We start from the raw sequence: 21,471 nt of genomic DNA on the forward strand, positions 1-21,471 counted from the left end.
TCAATTTACAATTTCAAGTATGTTGCAAGTTGCAGAAATATAATGGGCTTTTACAATCATCATTTATTTGTAAACAGTACTTATCAATAATGTTTGTGTATTGTATAACTAAAATGCAATACTTCTTTTATCATGCAAAAATCTTTCTCTTTTAGATTGAAAAAAGGCTGTGATTTCTGCTGCCGATAAAGCATTTAAGCATTGTTCTTTGGTCAGGCCGCCTTTCCGCGCAATGTGGATTCCGTAGTGCATGTCCCACAAACCTGTTGTCCGGTGCGCGTCCGGGTTGATGGAAAGCCAAACGTCTTTTTCCAGCGCGTACTGGTGCCAGCGCCAGTCCAAATCCAAACGCAAAGGGTTGGCGTTGATTTCGATTGCCACGCCATTGGCCGCGCAAGCATCAATCATCTTTTTATAATCCACCGGATAACCATTTCTGCTCAAAAGCAAACGGCCCGTTGGATGGCCCAAAATTGTCGTGTATTGGTTTTCAATCGCTTTAACCAACCTGTCCATGGCTTTTTCTTCCGTCATCCGCAGGTTAGAATGCACCGAAGCAACCACAAAATCAAAACGTTTCAAAATTTCTTCGGGGTAATCCAATGAACCGTCGTTCAAAATATCGGATTCAATCCCTTTAAAAATTTGAAAGTTTTGTAGCTTTTTGTTAAGCGAATCCACTTCTTCAAACTGTTGCAAAATCCGTTCGATGCTTAAACCGCTGGCGTAAAAAGCGCTTTTGCTGTGGTCGCAAATACCAAAATATTCCAATTTAAGCTGGTCGCGGCTGTACAAAGCCATTTCTTCCAGTGTGTTTACGCCGTCGCTCCAGGTGCTGTGGTTGTGCAGCGTTCCTTTTAAATCTTTAAAAGTTATCAGTTCAGGCAATTTTCCTGCCGATGCTTTTTTTATCCAGGTAATTCCTTCACGCAGTTCGGGTTCGATGTAATTCAGGCCAGCTTTCTGGTAAATCTCTTCTTCAGATTTGGGTTGAAAATCAGGATGTTCTATTCGCGCCAAAACTGCTTCTACATGTTCGTCATCGCCGGTTGCTTTAAACAAGTTGATGGCGAAAGCATCGGTTTTGCAACAAATAATTTTAATGGCGAGGCCATGTTCAGTTTGTCCAAACCAATTTTGTCCGTTTCGTTCAGAAAAAGTTAATGTTGAAAGATTGTTTAAACCAGAAAAAACTGTTTCCTCATCTTCCGCAGCAACCACAAAAACCAGTTCGTTGATGATTTCCATTAATCGCCTAAACTCTCCGGCAACCACCAATTTTATGCCGGTAAAAGAAGCATCGAAGATTTGGGTCAGTTCATACACAACCGCCTCAACTTGCGCATACAAAAACTTGCCTTGCGCCGCCAAGTTAAATTCGATGGTTTTACGGATCTGCTCCTGCGTTTTCAAACCAAAACCTTTTGCTTCGATCAGCCGGTTTTCGTTGCAGGCATAATACAGTTCGCCAACGGTATCAATATGCAGATCGCGCCAAATTACGGCAACTTTTTTTGGGCCGATGCCTTTTATCCGCATCATTTCCACAACGCCTTCCGGTGTGTTCTCGAGGTATTGTTCGGTTTCTTTTAACGTTCCGGTTTCAAGCAGTTCTGCAATTTTTATGGCGATACTTTTACCGATGCCATCAATTTTTTCCAGTTCGGCAATGCTTTTTCCGGCCAGCGGAAAGGGCAATTTATCTGCCTTAAAAGAAGCATTGGCAATGGATTTTATTTTGAAAGGGTTTTCCCCATGCAGTTCCATCAGTTGCGACAGGAAACGGAGATGCCGGGAAATGAGTTTGTTCTCCATAAAAAATGATCGGTAAAAGAAGCATCAAAAATACAAAAGCCACCCATTAAGGCAGCTTTTGCAAAAATTATTTAATTTTTTTAGCGGATATCCAACGTATAAGGCAAGCGCATTTGCGTACCGCTAAATTTCAGGATCGTTTTTAGCTGCTCGTAATATTTGTAGCTCTCGCCCAATTCCTGTTTTACCATATACGTTTTTGCTTCGGCAGTAATGCCGGAACCAAAGTTTTCGAACAAGCTTTTCTGCTCCGGGTAAGCAACCAACTGGTAATCTTTCAGTTTTGCTTTCACTGCCGCGGAATGTATGGCATCGTCAATACTTCCTAAACGGTCAACCAAACCGATTTTTAAAGCTTGTGCACCTGTCCAAACACGGCCTTGGCCAATGCTGTCGATGTATTTCTGCGATTTCTTCCGGCCGGTTGCAACGGCGCTGGTAAAATCCAAATAACCGCGGTTCACCTGGTCCTGCAAAATAGCGCGTTCGGCAGGGTTTAGCGGACGGGTAACATCACCCAGATCAGCAAATTTTCCGGTTTTCACGCCATCAAAAGTAACGCCCAGCTTTTGGTTCAAAAAGTTTTGCATGTTGGGCAAAATGGCAAAAATACCAATGGAGCCAGTAATGGTGTTCGGCTGTGCGAAGATAGAATCGGCCGCGCAAGCCATGTAATATCCGCCGGAAGCGGCCACATCGCCCATGGAAACAATGATGGGTTTTACTTTTTTGGTGAGCATTACTTCGCGCCACAACACATCCGAAGCCAGCGAACTGCCGCCCGGCGAATTGATGCGCAATACAACTGCTTTCACCTTTTTATCCTCGCGCGCTTTGCGGATGGCTTTGGAAATCCCTTCGGAACCAATGCTGTTGTCATCGCCTTCGCCGCCGCCAATATCGCCGGAAGCATAAACGATGGCAATGCGACTGTTGGACGAACCTTTTTCTTTGTCATCATTCGGTTGCACATAATCGGCCAGTTCAACCATGTTCACGGTCTCGTCTTTGTCTTTTCCGGTGCGCTTTTTCAGTTCGTCCAAAATCTCATCTTTGTATTTCAGCCCGTCAATCAGCTTGTATTTCAAAGCGTCCTCAGGATATTTAATCCGTAAATTGTTGGCGATGTTGAACAATGAATCTTTGTCCAGCTTGCGGCTTTTGCTGATGCCGGTCAAAAAATAATCGTACAAAGAACCCATGTAAGAGTTGACCTGCAAACGGTTTGGCTCGCTCATTTTGTTCAAGATAAAAGGTTCGACCGCACTTTTAAAAGTCCCGACTTTAATTACTTGCGCTTCGATGCCCAATTTATCCAGTGCACCTTTAAAGAACATATATTGCGAATGGAAGCCACGAAATTCAAAAATCCCTTTTGGGTTCAAGTAGATTTTATCGGCCACAGAAGCTAAATAATATGCGCCTTGCGTGTAAATTTCGCCGTAGGCCAACACAAATTTGCCTGACTTTTTAAAATCGAGCAAAGCATTTCTGATTTCTTCGGAAGTGGCCTGGCCGGAAAGCATGTAACTTTCGTCCAGGTAAATGCCTTTAATATTGTCGTCCGTTTTTGCCCTTTTGATGCTGGCCAAAATCTCGTTCAAGCCAGGCGTTTTTTTAACGCTGAGGTTTAAAAACGGAATACCGGAAAGCGGATTGGCAGAAGTGCGTTCTTTAATGGCATAATCCAACGACAAACGAAGCACAGAATTAGCTTCAACTACGGTTTTTTTATCGCTTCTTGCCGAAGAAATAATCCCCAGAATAACAAACGTAAAAATAACCAGGCACAACAAAACACCAATGATGGTGGCAAAAACATACTTAAAAAATTGTTTCATTTAACAGGTAATTCTATTTATTTGCGAAGTTAACAAAACGGCAACGTTAATTGTAAGAGCTTTACGGATATAATTTGTTACAACATGCAAACGGTTTATCTTTTATTGGGCAGTAATTTGGGCGACAGAAATACCTATATAAAAGAAGCATCGGTGCTTTTGGCGCAGTTGGTGGGCAAAATTATACGCCGTTCGGGCATTTATGAAACGCAATCCTGGGGCGTGGAAAACCTGCCGGATTATTTAAACCAGGTGCTGGAAATGGAAACCGAGTTATCACCGGAAGATATTTTGAAAAAAACGCAACAAATCGAAGAAAAACTGCTTCGGGAAAGAACAAATAAATGGCAATCCCGTACAATTGACATAGATATTTTGTTTTATGGATCAGCAATCATCAATACTAATCAGCTTAAAATCCCGCATCCGGAAATCCAAAACCGTTTATTTACATTAGTGCCTTTAAATGAGCTGGTTCCTGATTATATCCATCCCGTCCTGAATAAGCCGATACACCAATTGAAACAAGAAGTTAAAGATAAACTTTTAGTGAAAAAATTTACCAGTTAAAACCAATTATTATTTGAATATATGAATACACAACAAAGTGAACCTGATTTCGACTTGTCGTTTTTGGAAGAAATCGCCGACGGGAACAAAGAATTTATGATCGAATCTATTGACATGTTTTTGGTGCAAACACCAGAAATTTTTGGCAACCTGTCTAAGTCTATTGCTTCCAAAGATTGGAACACAACTTATGCATTGGCGCACAAAGTAAAATCCAATTTAGGGTTTTTTGGAATGGACCGGATAAAAGGGGTGATGCAGGAAATTGAGGCCGGTGCCAAAGCAGGCGGAACCGATGCAGAACTGCCTTTGAAGTTTGAATCGGTAAAAAAAGCAGTTGCCAAAAGTTTAGAACAACTGACCGAGATCAAAAAACAAAAAGAAGCCGAAGTTTAAGCGGGCTTTTTGATTTTGTACAAGGTTTTTCGATATTCTTAGGATTAGTGTCCATGCTTCTTTTACCCTATAAAAATTGGTGTTTGTGTTGACCTAAACAAACCAAAAATAAAATATAAACACCAATTTTTAGGCGATAAAAGAAGCATTGATATCCAACTAAATAAATTTTAAACAGGCTGAATTTTAAAACTGTAGCTTTCCATAATCAGGTTGGCTAGCAGCTTTTTACAGGCTTGTTCTACTTTTTCGTTTGCGGCGGCTTCAGATTCTGCTTCAACCTCCAAAGAAATATGTTTGCCGATGCGGATATTGGTGATTTCTGATAAACCGAGGTTTTTCATGCTTCCGGAAACGGCTTTCCCTTGCGGGTCAAGGATTTCCTTTTTTGGCATGACATCAATTTCTGCTTGAAACTTCATTTTTGGTATTTCGGATTTGGATGATGGATAACAGGATATAAAAAAATAAAATAACCGGTATTGCCGCAAACTTAAAAATTACCAAACAAACAGCCGCAAAAAACAGCAGCACATAGCGGTAAATATTTTCGGAGAAATTTAGGTTTTTAAATTTGAGGGACAACAGCGGCAGTTCGGCAACCAGCAGCCAGCAATTGATTGCGATAAAACCATACAAAAACCAGTGGCTTAAAATTATACCGGTAAAAGAAGCATTGCCTTGCAATAAAATCAACGGAAAAGAAGCTGAAAACATGGCACTTGCCGGCGTGGGCAAACCGATAAAACTATTGCTTTGCCGCGTATCAATATTAAACTTGGCCAAGCGTAAAGCCGAAAAAACAGCGATAAAAAAAGCACCGAAATAATTCCAGGTTAAATTGTTGGAATCTTCGTTTGGGAGATAAAATAAATGGTAAATAATAACGGAAGGCAAAACCCCAAAGCTGACCACATCCGCCAACGAATCCAATTGCTTGCCTAAATCCGAATGCACTTTAAGCAAACGTGCAGCCATGCCATCCAGAAAATCGAAAAAAGCAGCGGTAAAAACAGCATAAGCCGCGTAATCCAACCTGCCATGAAAAGCAAAAACAATACCGGTGCAACCCGTAAAAAGATGTGCACAGGTTATTGCGTTTGGAATGTTTTTCTTCATCTGGAATTGTAGGTTTTACGTTTTAAGTTGTGCAAGGCGCAGTAAACTTACAACGTAAAACTTATCAATAAAACTTCTTAGCTGTTCATGCTGATCAGAAATTCTTCATTGGATTTGGTTCCCCGGATTTGACCTTGTAAAAATTCCATGGCTTCCTGCGAGTTCATATCGGCCAAATGGTTTCTTAAAATCCAAACGCGTTGCAAAGTTTCTTTGTCTAAAAGCAAATCATCGCGGCGCGTACTGGAAGCCGTCAAATCAATGGCAGGGAAAATACGCTTGTTGGATAATTTACGGTCTAACTGCAATTCCATGTTGCCCGTTCCTTTAAATTCTTCGAAAATTACTTCGTCCATTTTAGAGCCGGTATCAATCAAAGCTGTTGCAATAATGGTCAAACTTCCGCCGTCTTCAATATTTCGGGCAGCACCAAAAAAGCGTTTTGGTTTGTGCAAGGCATTGGCATCAACACCACCGGAAAGGATTTTGCCGGAAGCAGGCGCAACTGTATTGTAAGCACGCGCCAAACGGGTAATCGAATCCAACAAAATCACCACATCATGACCGCATTCTACCATGCGTTTTGCTTTTTCCATTACAATGTTGGCAATTTTTACGTGGCGTTCTGCCGGTTCGTCAAAAGTTGATGAAACCACTTCGGCACGCACGCTGCGGGCCATATCGGTAACTTCTTCCGGACGTTCATCAATCAATAAAATGATCAGGTAAACCTCGGGATGGTTTTTGGCGATGGCGTTGGCTACATCTTTTAACAAACTCGTTTTCCCGGTTTTGGGCTGCGCAACAATCAAACCACGCTGGCCTTTACCAATTGGTGTAAACAAATCAATAATGCGGGTAGAGTAGTTGCTTGCTTCCGAAAAAAGGTTCAGCCTTTCCTGCGGAAATAAAGGTGTTAAAAAATCAAAAGGCACACGGTCGCGTACTTCAGAAGGAATGCGTCCGTTGATCGCTTCCACCCGAACCAAAGGAAAATATTTTTCGCCTTCTTTTGGCGGCCGGATGCTTCCGCGAACGGTATCGCCGGTTTTCAAACCAAACAATTTGATTTGCGATTGCGAAACATAAATATCGTCAGGCGAAGTGAGGTAATTGTAATCCGAAGAACGCAAAAAACCATAACCATCGGCCATAATTTCCAGCACGCCTTCGTTCACAATTACGTTATCAAAATCCAGGTTTATTGCTGGTTCTGCATGTTTGTTCGGCAAATTGCTGGTATTGGTTTGAGGCTGGTTGTTTTGGTTCCCGTTGTTCTGGTTTCCGTTGTTTTGATTATTGTTGTTCTGGCTTATGTTGTTCTGGTTGCCGTTGTTCTGGTTGCCGTTGTTGTTATAACGTTTTTCAAATTTAGGCTGGCGGTTATCGGTCTGTGGTTCAGGATAACGGCGAACATGCTCGGCAGTAGGAATTGGTGCAGATGAAGCCGGAACATATCGAGGCGTTTGGCCGTCCTGCTGCTCGCTTCTTGCCTGCACAGGTTCTGCGTTCGGAAAAGCAAGTTCTGCAACAGCCCCTGCGCTGCTGTCTTTGGCAACTTTAAGTGTCCGGGTCCTTTTTCGTGGTTTATCGTCTGCCGTTTCCTGTTCGTTGGTGGCGGCAACAGGCGTTTCTTCTGTATTTGTAGCTGCCGGGGCAGGTATTTCTGCAACGGCCGGTGCAGCTTCTGCCACTTTTGGCTTTCTGCCGGGTTTGGCTTTTTCGGGCACTGGCTGTTGTTTATTGCTGATTTCGGTGATCAAGTCCTGTTTGCGTAAATCTTCAGCCTGGGCAATGCCCATCGTTTTGGCTATTTCACGCAACTCAGATACGAGCTTGTCGTTCAGTTCGGAGGTATTAAACATGCGAAGGAATAATAATGTATTATCTTTTTAACTTAAGATTAAATGGTAGCTGTAAATTTTTCTGTGCTGATACCGTACATCTCAGTTTTTACACTGATAAAAAAGCATTGGAGAATGATCTGCTATTTTGAAATGCAGGAAAACCGTCAGGAAAACGCTGCAATTCTAACTAATAATTCTAACTAATCAAACTATTTGTGCAAAAAATTTATGCTGCTGTTTTTATCGGCATAAATTGTTTATTTTGAATCACCTAAAACAACAATATGTTCTCCAAACAGCAATTGATTGATTCCATCCGCCAAAAAAAATCTTTTTTGTGCATTGGTTTAGATACCGATCCCGAAAAAATCCCCAACTTTTTAAAAGATTTCCCAAACCCAGTGCTGGAATTTAACCGCCGTATCATTGATGCCACGCACGATTTGTGCATCGCCTACAAACCCAACACCGCTTTTTACGAATGTTATGGTGCAAAAGGTTGGCAAAATTTAATTGATACCTGCAATTATATTCCGGCTGCCAATTTTAAAATTTCCGATGCCAAGCGCGGCGACTTGGGCAACACGGCGGAAATGTACGCCAAGGCTTTTTTCAACAAAGAAATTTCAGGGATGGAGTTTGATGCCGTTACGGTTGCGCCTTATATGGGCAGCGATTCGGTGATGCCTTTTTTACAGCATAAAAATAAGTGGGCCATTTTGCTCGCGCTCACCTCAAACCAAAGCCATCAGGATTTTCAGTTGATGGAAAACGAAGAAGGCGCTTTATACCAACAGGTTTTGCAACAATCACAAACCTGGGGAACACCGGAACAATTAATGTATGTAGTTGGTGCTACGCGCGGCGAAGCTTTTGCAAAAATCAGAAAAATTGTCCCCGACCATTTTTTACTGGTTCCCGGCGTTGGCGCGCAAGGCGGAAGTTTGGAAGAAGTTTGCAAATATGGAATGAATGCCGATTGCGGCCTGATCGTAAATTCTTCCCGTGCGGTTATTTATGCATCTGATGGCCGTGATTTTGCAGAAGCTGCCCGGGCCGAAGCTTTACAAGTTCAACAAACAATGCAAACGGAATTGGAAAAACACGGCTTTTTGAAATAGCAAAATTTTTTGTTTGAAAGTTTAAAGTCGGTTTAAATTTTGTTCAACTATTTCCGATGCTTCTTTTACCACCTAAAAATCATTGCCTTTTTGTGGTTTTTAAAACTATATAATTAGACACCAAATTTATAGGCATAAAAGAAGCATTATGTTTTTCTTGTATCAATTTAAACAAGCGCTGCTATTGGGGCAAAATTTAAGGTGATAAAAACAGTATCAAAACATGAAAAAATTTCTGTTTCAATAATGACAAACAGAAAATCACCTGCATTGTATTATTATTGAGCTTAATCGGCAGAATAATACTACTTTTCAGAAATCTTTAAAAACCATGCAAACCTCTTCTGATCCTAAAAAATTTCTTTCTATTGATATTGGCGGTTCCCACATCAAAGCAACCGTTTTAGACCAGGATGGAAAACAAATCAAGGAATACGAAAAAATCCAGACGCCAAGCCCTGCCTCTCCTGAAAACCTGATGCAAGCCATTGAAACACTGACAAAAGATTTCCCGGCATACGACCTAATCTCTGCCGGTTTCCCCGGCTATGTTAAAGACGGTACTGTTTTTACCGCACCAAATTTAGGGACAGATTTATGGCGCAACACCAACCTGAAAAAATTATTAAAAGATACTTTGGGCAAAGATGCCATCGTGGTGAACGATGCAGACATGCAGGGCATGGGCGTTATCAGCGGCAAAGGATTTGAAATGGTGATTACGCTTGGCACTGGTTTCGGCACGGCTTTGTTTTTAAACGGAAACTTGTTGCCGCATTTGGAGCTGGCCCATCTCCAGGTTACCAAAACAAAAACTTATGATATTTATTTGGGCGATAAAGCTTTGCAAGAAATTGGCGTGGGCCGGTGGAACAAGCGCGCAAAAAGGGTGCTTGACAATTTTAATACTGTTTTTAACTATGATTTTTTATATATCGGCGGCGGAAATGCCAGCAAAATAGATTTTAAGTTGGAAGGCAATGTTAAAATTGTATCAAACCGCGAAGGCATCAAAGGCGGCCCAAGATTGTGGCAGCAGGACGAAAAGCCGGTTTAAAAAACAATTACAGCAAATACATCTTACACCTTTTTATATTAAATTGAAAAATAATGAATGTAGAAACTCAAAACGTGGAACAGCTTGGTATTGATACGGTAAGGGTATTATCGGCAGATGCTGTCCAAAAAGCAAATTCAGGCCATCCGGGCGCGCCAATGGGCCTTGCACCTGTGGGACATGTTTTATGGTCTGAAGCCATGAACTACAGTCCAACGAACCCTGAATGGCCAGACCGCGACCGTTTTATCCTTTCCAACGGCCACGCTTGTATGCTGCAATATTGCTATTTGCACCTTACAGGTTATGATATATCAATGGACGATTTGAAAAATTTCCGTCAGTTGAACAGTAAAACTGCCGGGCATCCTGAATATGGCTTGACCCCGGGCGTGGACGTTACAACCGGGCCATTAGGCCAGGGTTTTGCAAATGGTGTGGGTTTTGCCATTGGCCAAAAATATTTGGCCGGCCGTTATAACAAACCCGGACATCATATTTTCGATTATAAAATTTATGCCATTTGCAGTGATGGCGATATGATGGAAGGCGTAACTTCCGAAGCTGCTTCCCTGGCGGGGCAATTGGAGTTGGGCAATATGATTTATTTGTATGACGACAACCACATTTCTATCGAAGGCGATACCGATATTGCTTTTACCGAAGATGTGGACGCCCGTTTTAAAGCTTACGGATGGCATGTACAGGTTGTAGAAGATGGCAACGATATCGAAGCGTTAAAAAACGCCGTGTACAATGCCAAAATAGAGATCCGCAAGCCTTCGCTGATAAAAGTACGTACACACATCGCTTATGGCAGCCCGAACAAAGTGGACACTGCCGGCGCACATGGCTCTCCGCTTGGCGAAAAAGAAGTGAGATTGGTTAAAGAAGGTATGGGTTTTGATCCCAACCAGTCTTTTGTGGTGCCAAAAGAAGTATCCGATTATTATTTGGAATGCGGAAAAAAAGGCACTGAAAAAGAGCAAAAGTGGAACGAAGCCTACGAAGCCTACAAAAAAGAATTCCCCGAACTGGCAGCAGAATATGAACTGTTGAGCAGCGGCGGCTTACCTGAGGGCTGGAAAGACAACCTTCCTGTTTTTAAAGCCGAAGAAGGAAAAATTGCAACGCGCAAAGCATCCGGAAAAGTGTTGAATGCTATTGCGGCTTCGCTTCCGGACTTGATTGGCGGTTCTGCAGACCTTTCCCCATCAACCGATACCAACTTAGACAAATACGAATCGTTTACCGCCGAAAACCGTACCGGCAGGAATTTCCATTTCGGCATCCGCGAACATGCGATGGGTTCGGCTTTAAACGGCTTGGCGTTGACCAAAGGCATTATCCCTTATGGCGCAACTTTTCTGATCTTTTCAGAATATATGCGCCCGCCGATACGTTTGGCGGCCATTATGAAAATCAAGCCAGTTTTTATTTATACGCACGACAGTATTGGTTTGGGCGAAGACGGAACGACGCACCAGCCGGTTGAGCAATTGATTTCTTTACGGTCTATCCCGAACATTACTTTAATCCGTCCTGCTGATGCAAACGAAACTGCACAGGCATGGCGCGTTGCCATTGAGCATAAAGGCGGTCCGATCGTTTTGGTTTTGACCCGGCAAGGTTTGCCAACCATTGACCAGGATAAATATGGCAAAGCAACCGAACTGGAAAAAGGCGCTTACATTTTGTCTGATGCCGAAAACCCGAAATTGCTGTTAATTGCAACCGGTTCTGAAGTGGCTTTGATTATGGATGCACAAGCTAAGCTAAAAGAGCAAGGCATTGCAGCACGCGTAATCAGTATGCCATCTTGGGAACTGTTTGAAAAACAAGACGCCGCCTACAAAGAAAAAGTTTTGCCAAAAGCTTTGAAAAAACGTTTGGCAGTTGAAGCCGGTTCAACTTTAGGCTGGCATAAATATGTAACAGATGAAGGCACTGTCATCGGCATGACTACTTTTGGCGAATCGGCACCGGCAGAAGAACTGTATAAAGTTTTTGGTTTCACGGTAGACAACGTGGTAGAAAAAGCCAAAGCCTTGCTCGCTTAAAATATACCGGTAAAAGAAGCATCGGCCTGCTCCCTCTTTTTTGGAGAGGGTTGGGGTGAGGCTCCGATGCTTCTTTTACCACCTTAAAATCAACAACAATGAAAGTAGGAATTGGCGCAGACCACGGCGGTTTTGAATTAAAGGAAATGCTTCGGGACTACCTGAAAAACCTGAGGCACGAAGTGGTAGATTTTGGCGCCGCATCTTTAGCGCAAGGCGATGATTTCCCCGATTATGTAATCCCTTTGGCCAAAGCCGTAGCAAGCGGGGAAGTAGAACGCGGTATTGCCGTTTGCGGCAGCGGCGTTGGTGCCTGCATTGCCGCCAATAAAGTTTCCGGCGTTCGAGCCGCTTTGATCACCGATCATTTTTCTGCCCACCAGGGCGTGGAAGACGATAACATGAACGTGATGACCATCGGCGGCCGTGTGGTTGGTTTTAATGTAGCGCAAGAACTGGTAACTTCATTTTTAAATGCCAAATTTATCGGTGCCGAAAGACATTTGCGCCGACTCGAAAAAGTTCATCAAATAGAAAAATAACCCTTAAAAGAAGTATCATGGAACCAAATAGAGTTAAAAAAATACACGATTTCGGCCAAAGCATTTGGCTTGATTTTATTGACCGTAAAATAATGAATTCCGGCCAGTTGCAAAAACTGATTGACGAAGACGGGGTTCGCGGCGTAACCTCAAACCCGGCCATTTTTGAAAAAGCCTTCAGCAGCAGTTCCGATTATGACCAAGACATTGCCAAACTGGCTAAAGAAGGCAAAAGCAACGACGATATTTTTTACGGCGTTGCAGTAGAAGACATCAAACGGGCTGCCGATATTTTTTCACAAGTTTATGAAGAAGAAGTAAAAGGCGCGGATGGTTATGTTAGTTTGGAAGTATCGCCGCGTTTAGCTTTGGATACCGAAGGCACAACTAAACAAGCATTGGAATTGTGGAAAGCGGTACACAAAGATAACGTGATGATTAAAATTCCGGCCACAAAAGAAGGTCTACCAGCGATACAAAAATGTATTGCCGAAGGATTGAACGTCAACGTAACATTACTTTTTGGTTTGGACAGGTACGAAGCTGTTACCGAAGCTTACATTGCAGGTTTGGAAGAACGTGCCGCAGCCGGAAAAGCAATTGAATATGTTTCTTCGGTGGCCAGTTTCTTTTTAAGCCGCATTGATGTTTTGGTTGACCCGATGCTACAGGAAAAAGGGTTGAAAGATTTAAAGGGCGAAGTTGCAATTGCCTCAGCCAAAAAAGCATATGAAATATATAAGCGTGTTTTTAGCAGCGCACGGTTTAAAAAGCTGGAAGAAAAAGGTGCCAAGCCGCAACGTTTGCTTTGGGCAAGTACCGGTAGCAAAGACCCGGCCTACTCTGATGTAAAATATGTAGAAGCACTGATCGGGCCTGATACCGTTGATACCATCCCGTTGGAAACACTGGAAGCTTTCCGCGATCATGGAAATGCGGCCAATACTTTAGATACAGGTTTGGATAAAGCAACAGAAGTTTTGGCAGCGATAAAAAAAGCAGGCATTGATATTGATGCCATCACCAAGCAGTTGGAAGAGGAAGGCATCGAAAAATTCAACAAACCTTACGATAAATTACTGGCCGCCATTGAAGAACAAAAGCAAAAAGCCTTAGCTTAACTTCAAAAATGGAAGCTGGTTATCCTCAGGTTTTGTTTCTGGATGTAGGCGGCGTTTTGCTTACCAATGGCTGGGGGCATGAATCGAGGCAACTGGCAGCAGAAAAATTTAGCATCAATTATGCAGACATGGAAAGCCTGCATAATTTGATCTTTCCGGTTTACGAAATAGGCAGCATTACTTTGGATGAATACCTGGATACGGTAGTTTTTAACCATCCGAGAAACTTTACCCGTGAAGATTTTAAATCTTTTATTTTTTCTGAATCAAAAGAACTTCCGGATTTGTTGCAATGGCTGAAAGCATGGAAAAAAGATTGTGGTTTTCGCATCATTTCCATCAACAATGAAGGAAAAGAACTGAACGATTACCGCATTAAAAAATTTGGCCTGCACCAGTGTTTTGATGCGTTTGTTTCTTCCTGCGAAGTTGGCATGCGCAAACCAGACCCTTCCATTTTTAAACTGGCCATGGGCATTGCACAAGCAGAACCGCAGCAATGTTATTATTTTGATGACCGGCCAATGCTGGTAGAAGCAGCAAAAAGAACAGGGATAAACGGATTTCAGCATATTAACTTTGAATCTACCAAACAGATTATAGAAAATATACAAACACAACTTTAATATTAAAAAAATGCCGGACAACAAATATACTTTCGGAATGATTGGGTTAGGAACCATGGGCAGAAACCTCTTGCTCAACATGGCCGATCATGGTTTTAAGGGTGCAGGATATGATAAAGACACTTCCAAACTGGAGTTGCTGCATTCGGAAGGCGAGGGAAAACCCGTACAAGGATTTGCAACTTTGCCCGAATTTATAAGCAGTTTGCAAAAACCCCGCGCTTTGATGATGCTGGTGCCTGCCGGAAAAATTGTGGACAGCGTAATCGAAGACCTGATCCCGTTGATGGAAGAAGGCGACATTATTATTGATGGAGGGAACTCTTATTTTATTGATACCGACCGCCGTGTTGCCTATCTACAAACTAAAAAACTGCACTTTTTTGGAATGGGGATTTCCGGTGGGGAAGAAGGTGCGCGTAAAGGCCCGAGCATGATGCCGGGCGGTGATAAAGAAGCTTATTCTCACGTAGAAAATATATTCAACGCTATTGCAGCCCAGGCAGATGGCGAACCCTGTGTTACTTATATCGGCCCGGGCGCTTCCGGCCATTTTGTAAAAATGGTACACAACGGCATTGAGTATGGTTTGATGCAACTGATTGCCGAAACTTACGGCTTGTTGAAGAAAGGTTTGCAACTGGACGACCAGGCCATACAGCAGGTTTTCGCAAAGTGGAACGAAGGCGAGTTGAAATCTTATTTGCTGGATATCACCAAAGATATTTTCAACTTTAAAGAAGATGGCTCCAACGAACTTCTTTTAAATAGTATTAAAGATGAAGCCCGCGCCAAAGGGACAGGCAAATGGACTTCACAAATTGCCATGGATTTGGAAACACCTGTCCCAACTATTGATACGGCTGTTTCCATGCGCGACCTTTCCAAGTACAAAGATTTGCGGGTGAAGTTATCGGAAATATATCCGGAAAAGTTTCCTTTATCAGCAGAAAATAAGGACGAATTTATCAACAACATGGAGCAGGCATTGTATTTCAACATGATCATGACTTATACCCAAGGCATGCATTTGTTGTTTAAAGCTTCTATCGCTTACAACTACAACCTCAATCTTGCTGCAATTGCCAGTATTTGGCGTGGCGGGTGTATTATTCGTTCGGAGTTTTTAAATGTAATTACCAAAGCTTACAACGATAATAACAACTTGGAACTGCTGCTAACAGATGGAACGGTGCAAGGCTTGGTTAAAAAAGCAGAAAGCAGTGTCCGTACAGTTCTTACCGCTGCTGTACAATCCGGAATTGCTGTGTCGGCTTATGCTTCCTGCTTAAGCTACTACGATACTTTCCGCACCAAAAACCTGCCTACAAACCTTATTCAGGCACAACGCGATTATTTTGGCGCACATACTTATGAATTGATTGGAAAAGAAGGGACTTTCCATACCGAATGGCAAGCCATCCCTTCGCACAAAACCAATAATTAACATGCTTCTTTTACCGGCTATTTTTAAACATCTATTGTGAACAAGACCATGAAATCAACCAAAGATCAGCCTACTGTTTTTGTAATTTTCGGTGGTACCGGCGACTTGAACTGGCGCAAGGTTACGCCAGCACTTTACAATTTATTTTTGGATAACTGGCTGCCTGATCATTTTTCAATTATTGGTTCCGGCAGGACAAAACTATCGGACGATGATTTTAAGAAAAAAATGCTCGATGGTATCAACCAGTTTTCAAGAAGCGGAAAAGCTGACCCTGAGAAATGGGCCACATTTTCTGAACACATTTTTTATCAGGCGGCAGATTTGAACGATGCCGAAACTTACAAAGAGTTTGGCAACCTTATTAAAAACTACGAAACCGAGTGGAAACAGGAAGCCAACGTAATTTATTACCTCGCCGTTGCACCCCAGTTTTTTCCGGTTATTGCAGAAAATATTTCTAAAAGTGGCCTGGCCCAAAACCCGGACAAAGTAAGGATTGTGATCGAAAAACCTTTTGGGCATGACCTGGAATCTGCCAAATCGCTTAACCAATTGTTAAGCCGTATTTTTCAGGAAAAGCAGATTTACCGCATAGACCATTACTTGGGAAAAGAAACCGTACAAAACATACTTACTTTTCGTTTTGCCAACTTGCTTTGCGAACCTGTTTGGAACCGGAATTATATTGAGCATGTTCAGATTTCGGTTACCGAACAATTGGGCGTGCAAGACCGCGGCGATTATTACGAAGGGGCAGGGGCCATGCGCGATATGATCCAAAACCATATTTTGCAATTGCTTTGTTTGGTGGCCATGGAAGTGCCGGTTGATTTTGGTGCAGATGAAATCCGGAACAAAAAAGTTGATGTGCTACATGCCATGCGCCCTTTCACTTCAGAAAACATTAAAAACCGTGCAGTGCGTGGCCAGTATGGCAAAGGCTGGATAGAAGGCAAAGAAGTTCCGGGCTACCGGCAGGAAGCAAAAGTTGACCCTAATTCTAATACCGAAACTTTTGCTGCCGTTAAGTTTTTTGTGGACAACTGGCGCTGGCAAGATGTTCCATTTTACGTCCGTACCGGCAAAAGAATGCACCAAACAGCATCTGTGATAACGATACAGTTTAAAGATGTCCCACACTTGATTTTTCCTGAGGAAGCAACAGATAGCTGGCAGCAAAACCGTTTAATTATCAGTATCCAACCCGAAATGAGCATCCGTTTACAGGTTCAAGCCAAAAGGCCGGGCGTAGACATGGTCATCAATACGGTTGATATGGTTTTTGATTACAAAGGCAGCTACGATAACCAGGCACCCGAAGCTTATGAAACACTGATACTGGACACCATGCAAGGCGACCAGACTTTGTTTATGCGGGCCGACCAAGTTGAAGCAGCATGGGCGTTGATTATGCCGATTTTGAATACTTGGGAATCTAAAAAAAGCACGAAATTTCCTAATTACTCTGCCGATTCCTGGGGGCCGGAAGTGGCAGAGGCGCTGATTGCACGCGATGGTTACCATTGGTTCACCCTTCCAAAAAAAGAATAATTATGCAAGCAAAACTAAATATCTTTTCATCAGAGCAGGAAGTGCTACAACACTTGGCCAACTATTTTATGGAAATTGCCAACCAGGCGATTAAAGAAAACGGCATGTTTAATGTTTCGCTTTCCGGCGGCAGTTCTCCAAAAAAGCTGTACGAAATGCTGGCTTCTCCCGACTATAAAGAGAAAATAGCCTGGGACAAAGTTTATTTTTTCTTTGGCGATGAACGTTATGTTCCTGCCAATGACCCCAACAGCAATTTTCTGATGGCAAAAAAAGCATTGTTCGAACCGCTTCAAATCCATTCTTCCCAAATTGTTCCGGTTAATACAACTTTGCCGCCAGAGCAGGCTGCCGAAGCTTATGCCTCGGCTGTTTACACACATTTTAAACCTTATAATGCCAGGTTTGATTTGGTTTTGTTGGGTTTGGGCGATAATGCACACACCGCTTCGCTTTTCCCGCATACCAGTATTTTACATGAAGAAGAATCATCTGTAAAAGCAGTTTGGCTGGAAGACCAGCAGGTTTACCGTATTTCGATGACGGCAGCCATGATTAACGCCGCACACCATATTGCTTTTTTAGTTTATGATGCAGGAAAAGCAGAAGCTGTACACCAGGTGTTGGAAGAGAACGAAAACATCGAACAATACCCGGCACAATTGATCAAAACAGACGGGGATCTGCAATGGTTTTTAGATGAAGCTGCGGCATCAAAATTGGCCGAAAAACGTTGATACTTCTTTTACCACATAAAAATTAGGATTCCTAAAAAAGCGATGGTTTGTAAAAATCATCGCTTTTGTTTTGTTCACTGCGAACAAAATCAAGTTAATCCTGTCTGGCTTTAAACTAATCTAAAGCAACAAAACCTATGAGATTCGAAAATAAAATTTGCCTTGTTACCGGAGGAGGTTCCGGTATCGGCCGTGCAACCTGTATCCGCCTTGCTTCCGAAGGCGGGACTGTAGTTGTAGTTGATATCAACGAGCAGCACGGAAACGAAACGGCAAGCCTGATCCAGCAACAAAAAGGCAACGCGATGTTTGTTAAAACAGATGTTGGTGTTTCTGCCGAAATAGAAAACTGTGTAAAAACAGTGATTGACCAATACAAACGCATAGATATTTTGGTTAACGATGCGGCCTTTATGACTTTTAACAAAATTGTAGACCTGGCCGAAAGCGATTGGGACAAAGTGATGAACATCAACCTAAAATCTGTTTTTCTATTCTGCAAATACAGCCTGCCTTACATGAAAAAAGGCGCAGTGGTCAACATCAGTTCTGTACACGCGTTTGAAACAACAGCCAACGTTTTGCCTTATGCAGCCACAAAAGGCGGGATAGAAGCTTTTACCCGTGGCTTAAGCCTGGAGTATAAATCCGATCAGGCACGTTTTAATTGTGTGGCGCCAGGATCGGTAGATACGCCGATGCTTTGGTCGAACCCGGACATTAAAGACGGGGTGGAAAAAATGCAGGGTGCCATAGGCAAACCGGAAGAACTGGCCGCAGCTATTTGTTTTATGGCTTCGGATGAAGCTTCGTTTGTCAACGGCACAACGCTGGTGGTTGATGGCGGTCGATTAGATATACTTTAAACCAGCCTGTATATTTTGCTATGAGAAACAAATTTATGTTTGCCACCGGTATCGAAAACAGTTACCCTACTGTTTTTATCGGTGGAAAAAAGGTAAGGGTTGACGAACTCGAAAAAACCGGCCATTATCAAAGATGGCAGGAAGATTTCCGGTTGGTTAAAGAGATGGGGATTGAATATTTAAGGTACGGGCCGCCTTATTTTTCTACCAACATCGGCCCTGGGCAGTATAATTGGGATTTTGCAGATGAAACTTTCAACAAGTTGAAAGAACTCAATATTACGCCCATTGTTGACCTTTGCCATTTTGGTGTCCCGGATTGGCTGGACAACTTTCAAAACCCGGATTTTCCTCAATATTTTGCCGAATATGCTTTGGCTTTTGCAAAAAGGTACCCTCACCTTAAATTTTATACACCTGTAAACGAAATTTTTGTTACCGCTTCCTTCTCCGGGCAGTATGGTTGGTGGAACGAAAGTTTGTCGAGCGACAGGGGTTTTGTAACAGCGTTGAAACATTTATGCAAAGCAAATGTGCTGGCGATGGAAGCAATTGAAAAAGTGCAGCCTGATGTAACTTTTATCCAAAGCGAATCGTCCGAGTACTTTCACCCCGAAGACCCTTCCTGTTGCGAACTTGCTGATTTTTTAAATTTAAAACGTTTTTTATCGCTTGACCTTTCTTATGCACATCCCATCAAAGTTCCGCATTATAAATATTTAATGGAAAACGGGATGACGGATGCCGAATACGAATGGTTTATGAACAACAAGATCCGCGGGAAATGTATCATGGGAACAGATTACTACGTTACTAATGAACACATAGTGCATAGTGATGGTTCAACCAGCCCGGCAGGAGAAATTTTTGGTTATTACGTCATTACCCACCAGTATTATACCCGATACCGTTTGCCCGTAATGCATACAGAAACCAATATTGCCGAACCGCTTTCTGTAGCATGGCTGCAAAAAGAATGGGCAAACTTGTACCGTTTTATGCAGGACGGTTTTCCGATCGTTGGTTTTACCTGGTACAGTTTGCTGGACCAGGTGGATTGGGACACAGCCTTGCGGCAGGATAACGGCACAGTAAACCCTTTGGGTTTGTATGATTTGGACCGAAAGATCAGGCCGGTGGGCGAAGCGTATCAAAATCTGATTAAAAACTGGCGGCCGGTATTGGATGAAGAATCATTAAGAATGAACATCAACACCTAAAAACAGGCGGTAAAAGAAGTATCTGTAAAAATCAAAATTTAAAATTGGCATCGGCATCAGGGTTATCTACCTTGGTGCTTTTTCTTTGGTTATTTACAATCACGTGCATCATATTGATCTGCTCGGGGTGCTGTTCGTACAGCAAATCATCATGCACCTGTACTTCTTTTACCGCATTAATTCCTTTCACTTCAAAATAACTCCAGGCGCCGTCTTCCTGGATTTCGTAGCCGATAAAACTTAAATTTAAAGGTTTTCCATCTGCACGAATAATTAAATGCTTCTTCACATAATCGTTAATGAGCTTGTTGATTTGCGCTTTGTCTTTTGGTTTTACAATGTCCAATTGCATGTGATACTGTTTTTCTAAAGCTTTTTCCAAGTCATCATAAAACATTCGGCAACTGATTTCTATCGAATGGTTGCTAGGGTTTTGTTTGATCTCGGTAACGCTTACATAAAACGGATGGAAAATACGGAACCAGGAAATGAGCAAAAGTTGTAACATGTTTGATTTGTTTTTGAAATTTATTTTAAAAAAACTTGTTTCTAGAGTACATTAATAAGAAACACTATATGAATTCACTATAATTCTAATTGGTTTTATTTAATATTATTCAAAAATTAAATCCCTAAAATATTCTTCAAACTTTTTTTATCTCCATCAGAATCAGACAACAAAAACACGGATGATTCACCAGCTAAAATTTTATTAAATATCTTCCGTATTACTTCATCAATATTTTTAGAAATTCGTTTAACCTCTGCATCTGTTTTTTTTATAAAATTTCCATGCATTAAGTTTGATCTAAGAGTGTAAGCATCTTTAACAAGTTCAAAGATTTCTTTTTTTTCATGTTTTTCTCCGCCTATAAATAAAGATGAGCGTTCTGAAAGTTGATGTTGAACTTCATTATTGTTTGAAGTAAATAGACTTTCAAGTAAAGTCATGTAAAAACTAATTTTTAACGTTACTTCAGATGTAGTTCGTGCAACCATCAAAAATAAATATGCTCTAACTAATCTATTTTTAAATTTTGCAATGAAGTTCGCACCTGTAGTTGTAAATTCTTTATCTTCGTAAACTAAATCTTGTTCTATCTTATAGAAAAAGAGCTTTGCTATTTTAGGTACTAAAATTTGAATTAAATCCAATTCTGATTTGGAATAATCAACTACCACTTTATCACCTTCTGAATTTGTTACTGAGGAAGAACGAAAATATGATACAACTTCTTGATTTCTTTGTAAATAACACTTTTCTGCGTTTATAGAATTATCTTTCACAAACCACATACAGTTTATAATGCTAAACTTATCACTATCTAATATAGTAATAGTTTCTTTTAAACTACCCGATTTTGAGAAGTCTGCAACTTCAACTATTGCTACTGCGCAAGGATATTTCATTAACTTATCATAAGCTTTTTTACCTTCTAACATTATAAAATCAGAATTGTAAAATATTTGGCTTATTTTAAAGTTGTTTTGTGTTAAAAAAAGATTATTAAATGAACAATCCTCAGAAGTTT

General features: G+C 41.7%; 20 protein-coding genes. 13 read left to right on the top strand and 7 right to left on the bottom strand.

Going from position 1 to position 21,471, the window contains the following annotated elements; genetic code table 11:
- Positions 1-108: 108 nt before the first annotated feature.
- Complete coding sequence (locus V5804_RS01125) at positions 109-1,815, bottom strand: helix-hairpin-helix domain-containing protein (RefSeq protein WP_369589534.1); 1,707 nt, start codon at positions 1,813-1,815, stop codon at positions 109-111.
- 80 nt (positions 1,816-1,895) lie between these two features.
- Complete coding sequence (gene sppA, locus V5804_RS01130) at positions 1,896-3,656, bottom strand: signal peptide peptidase SppA (protein WP_369589535.1); 1,761 nt, start codon at positions 3,654-3,656, stop codon at positions 1,896-1,898.
- A gap of 84 nt (positions 3,657-3,740) precedes the next feature.
- Here sppA and folK point away from each other — a divergent pair, with 84 nt between their 5' ends.
- Together folK and V5804_RS01140 are read left to right on the top strand one after the other, a co-directional pair.
- Positions 3,741-4,226 (top strand): 2-amino-4-hydroxy-6-hydroxymethyldihydropteridine diphosphokinase, encoded by a 486-nt coding sequence (folK, locus tag V5804_RS01135; protein WP_369589536.1) that lies wholly within the window; start codon positions 3,741-3,743, stop codon positions 4,224-4,226.
- A 21-nt stretch (positions 4,227-4,247) separates the two neighbouring features.
- Positions 4,248-4,622: an Hpt domain-containing protein gene (locus V5804_RS01140; RefSeq protein WP_369589537.1), complete on the top strand. Its 375-nt coding sequence runs from the start codon at positions 4,248-4,250 to the stop codon at positions 4,620-4,622.
- Positions 4,623-4,792: 170 nt separating this feature from the next.
- Here V5804_RS01140 and purS read toward each other — a convergent pair whose 3' ends face one another.
- The 3 genes from purS to rho form a co-directional block, all read right to left on the bottom strand.
- A complete protein-coding gene (purS, locus tag V5804_RS01145; protein WP_369589538.1) occupies positions 4,793-5,044 on the bottom strand; it encodes a phosphoribosylformylglycinamidine synthase subunit PurS in 252 nt (83 codons plus the stop codon).
- Complete coding sequence (gene pssA / locus V5804_RS01150) at positions 5,022-5,741, bottom strand: CDP-diacylglycerol--serine O-phosphatidyltransferase (protein WP_369589539.1); 720 nt, start codon at positions 5,739-5,741, stop codon at positions 5,022-5,024. The genes purS and pssA overlap by 23 nt, the downstream gene beginning before the upstream one ends.
- 77 nt (positions 5,742-5,818) lie before the next feature.
- The gene (rho, locus tag V5804_RS01155; protein WP_369589540.1) at positions 5,819-7,606 is read right to left on the bottom strand and encodes a transcription termination factor Rho; all 1,788 of its coding nucleotides are present in this window, start codon (positions 7,604-7,606) and stop codon (positions 5,819-5,821) included.
- Between the two features lie 266 nt (positions 7,607-7,872).
- Here rho and pyrF point away from each other — a divergent pair, with 266 nt between their 5' ends.
- The 11 genes from pyrF (at position 7,873) to V5804_RS01210 (ending at position 19,939) form a co-directional block, all read left to right on the top strand.
- Positions 7,873-8,709, top strand: a complete 837-nt coding sequence (gene pyrF, locus V5804_RS01160) for an orotidine-5'-phosphate decarboxylase (RefSeq protein WP_369589541.1) — start codon at positions 7,873-7,875, stop codon at positions 8,707-8,709.
- A 331-nt stretch (positions 8,710-9,040) separates the two neighbouring features.
- Entirely contained in the window at positions 9,041-9,766 is a 726-nt protein-coding gene (locus V5804_RS01165; protein ID WP_369589542.1) for an ROK family protein, read from the top strand.
- Between the two features lie 53 nt (positions 9,767-9,819).
- Positions 9,820-11,826: a transketolase gene (tkt, locus tag V5804_RS01170; protein ID WP_369589543.1), complete on the top strand. Its 2,007-nt coding sequence runs from the start codon at positions 9,820-9,822 to the stop codon at positions 11,824-11,826.
- A 98-nt stretch (positions 11,827-11,924) separates the two neighbouring features.
- Positions 11,925-12,368, top strand: a complete 444-nt coding sequence (locus V5804_RS01175; protein WP_369589544.1) for an RpiB/LacA/LacB family sugar-phosphate isomerase — start codon at positions 11,925-11,927, stop codon at positions 12,366-12,368.
- A gap of 17 nt (positions 12,369-12,385) precedes the next feature.
- Positions 12,386-13,489 (top strand): transaldolase, encoded by a 1,104-nt coding sequence (tal, locus tag V5804_RS01180; RefSeq protein WP_369589545.1) that lies wholly within the window; start codon positions 12,386-12,388, stop codon positions 13,487-13,489.
- A gap of 8 nt (positions 13,490-13,497) precedes the next feature.
- On the top strand, positions 13,498-14,115 hold the full coding sequence (locus V5804_RS01185) for an HAD family hydrolase (protein WP_369589546.1): 618 nt from the start codon (positions 13,498-13,500) through the stop codon (positions 14,113-14,115).
- Positions 14,116-14,125: 10 nt separating this feature from the next.
- Complete coding sequence (gene gndA / locus V5804_RS01190; RefSeq protein WP_369589547.1) at positions 14,126-15,562, top strand: NADP-dependent phosphogluconate dehydrogenase; 1,437 nt, start codon at positions 14,126-14,128, stop codon at positions 15,560-15,562.
- A 48-nt stretch (positions 15,563-15,610) separates the two neighbouring features.
- Entirely contained in the window at positions 15,611-17,116 is a 1,506-nt protein-coding gene (gene zwf, locus V5804_RS01195) for a glucose-6-phosphate dehydrogenase (protein WP_369589548.1), read from the top strand.
- 2 nt (positions 17,117-17,118) lie between these two features.
- Positions 17,119-17,853: a 6-phosphogluconolactonase gene (pgl, locus tag V5804_RS01200; RefSeq protein WP_369589549.1), complete on the top strand. Its 735-nt coding sequence runs from the start codon at positions 17,119-17,121 to the stop codon at positions 17,851-17,853.
- A gap of 137 nt (positions 17,854-17,990) precedes the next feature.
- A complete protein-coding gene (locus V5804_RS01205) occupies positions 17,991-18,719 on the top strand; it encodes an SDR family NAD(P)-dependent oxidoreductase (RefSeq protein WP_369589550.1) in 729 nt (242 codons plus the stop codon).
- A 20-nt stretch (positions 18,720-18,739) separates the two neighbouring features.
- The gene (locus V5804_RS01210) at positions 18,740-19,939 is read left to right on the top strand and encodes a family 1 glycosylhydrolase (RefSeq protein ID WP_369589551.1); all 1,200 of its coding nucleotides are present in this window, start codon (positions 18,740-18,742) and stop codon (positions 19,937-19,939) included.
- A gap of 31 nt (positions 19,940-19,970) precedes the next feature.
- On the opposite strand, the gene V5804_RS01215 is transcribed toward V5804_RS01210, so the two are convergent.
- The gene (locus V5804_RS01215; RefSeq protein WP_369589552.1) at positions 19,971-20,447 is read right to left on the bottom strand and encodes a DUF6702 family protein; all 477 of its coding nucleotides are present in this window, start codon (positions 20,445-20,447) and stop codon (positions 19,971-19,973) included.
- A 116-nt stretch (positions 20,448-20,563) separates the two neighbouring features.
- On the bottom strand, positions 20,564-21,471 hold a 908-nt coding region (locus V5804_RS01220), incomplete at its 5' end, for a hypothetical protein (protein ID WP_369589553.1).

The sequence above is a fragment of the Mucilaginibacter sp. genome (assembly GCF_041088075.1).
GTDB lineage: Bacteria > Bacteroidota > Bacteroidia > Sphingobacteriales > Sphingobacteriaceae > Mucilaginibacter_A.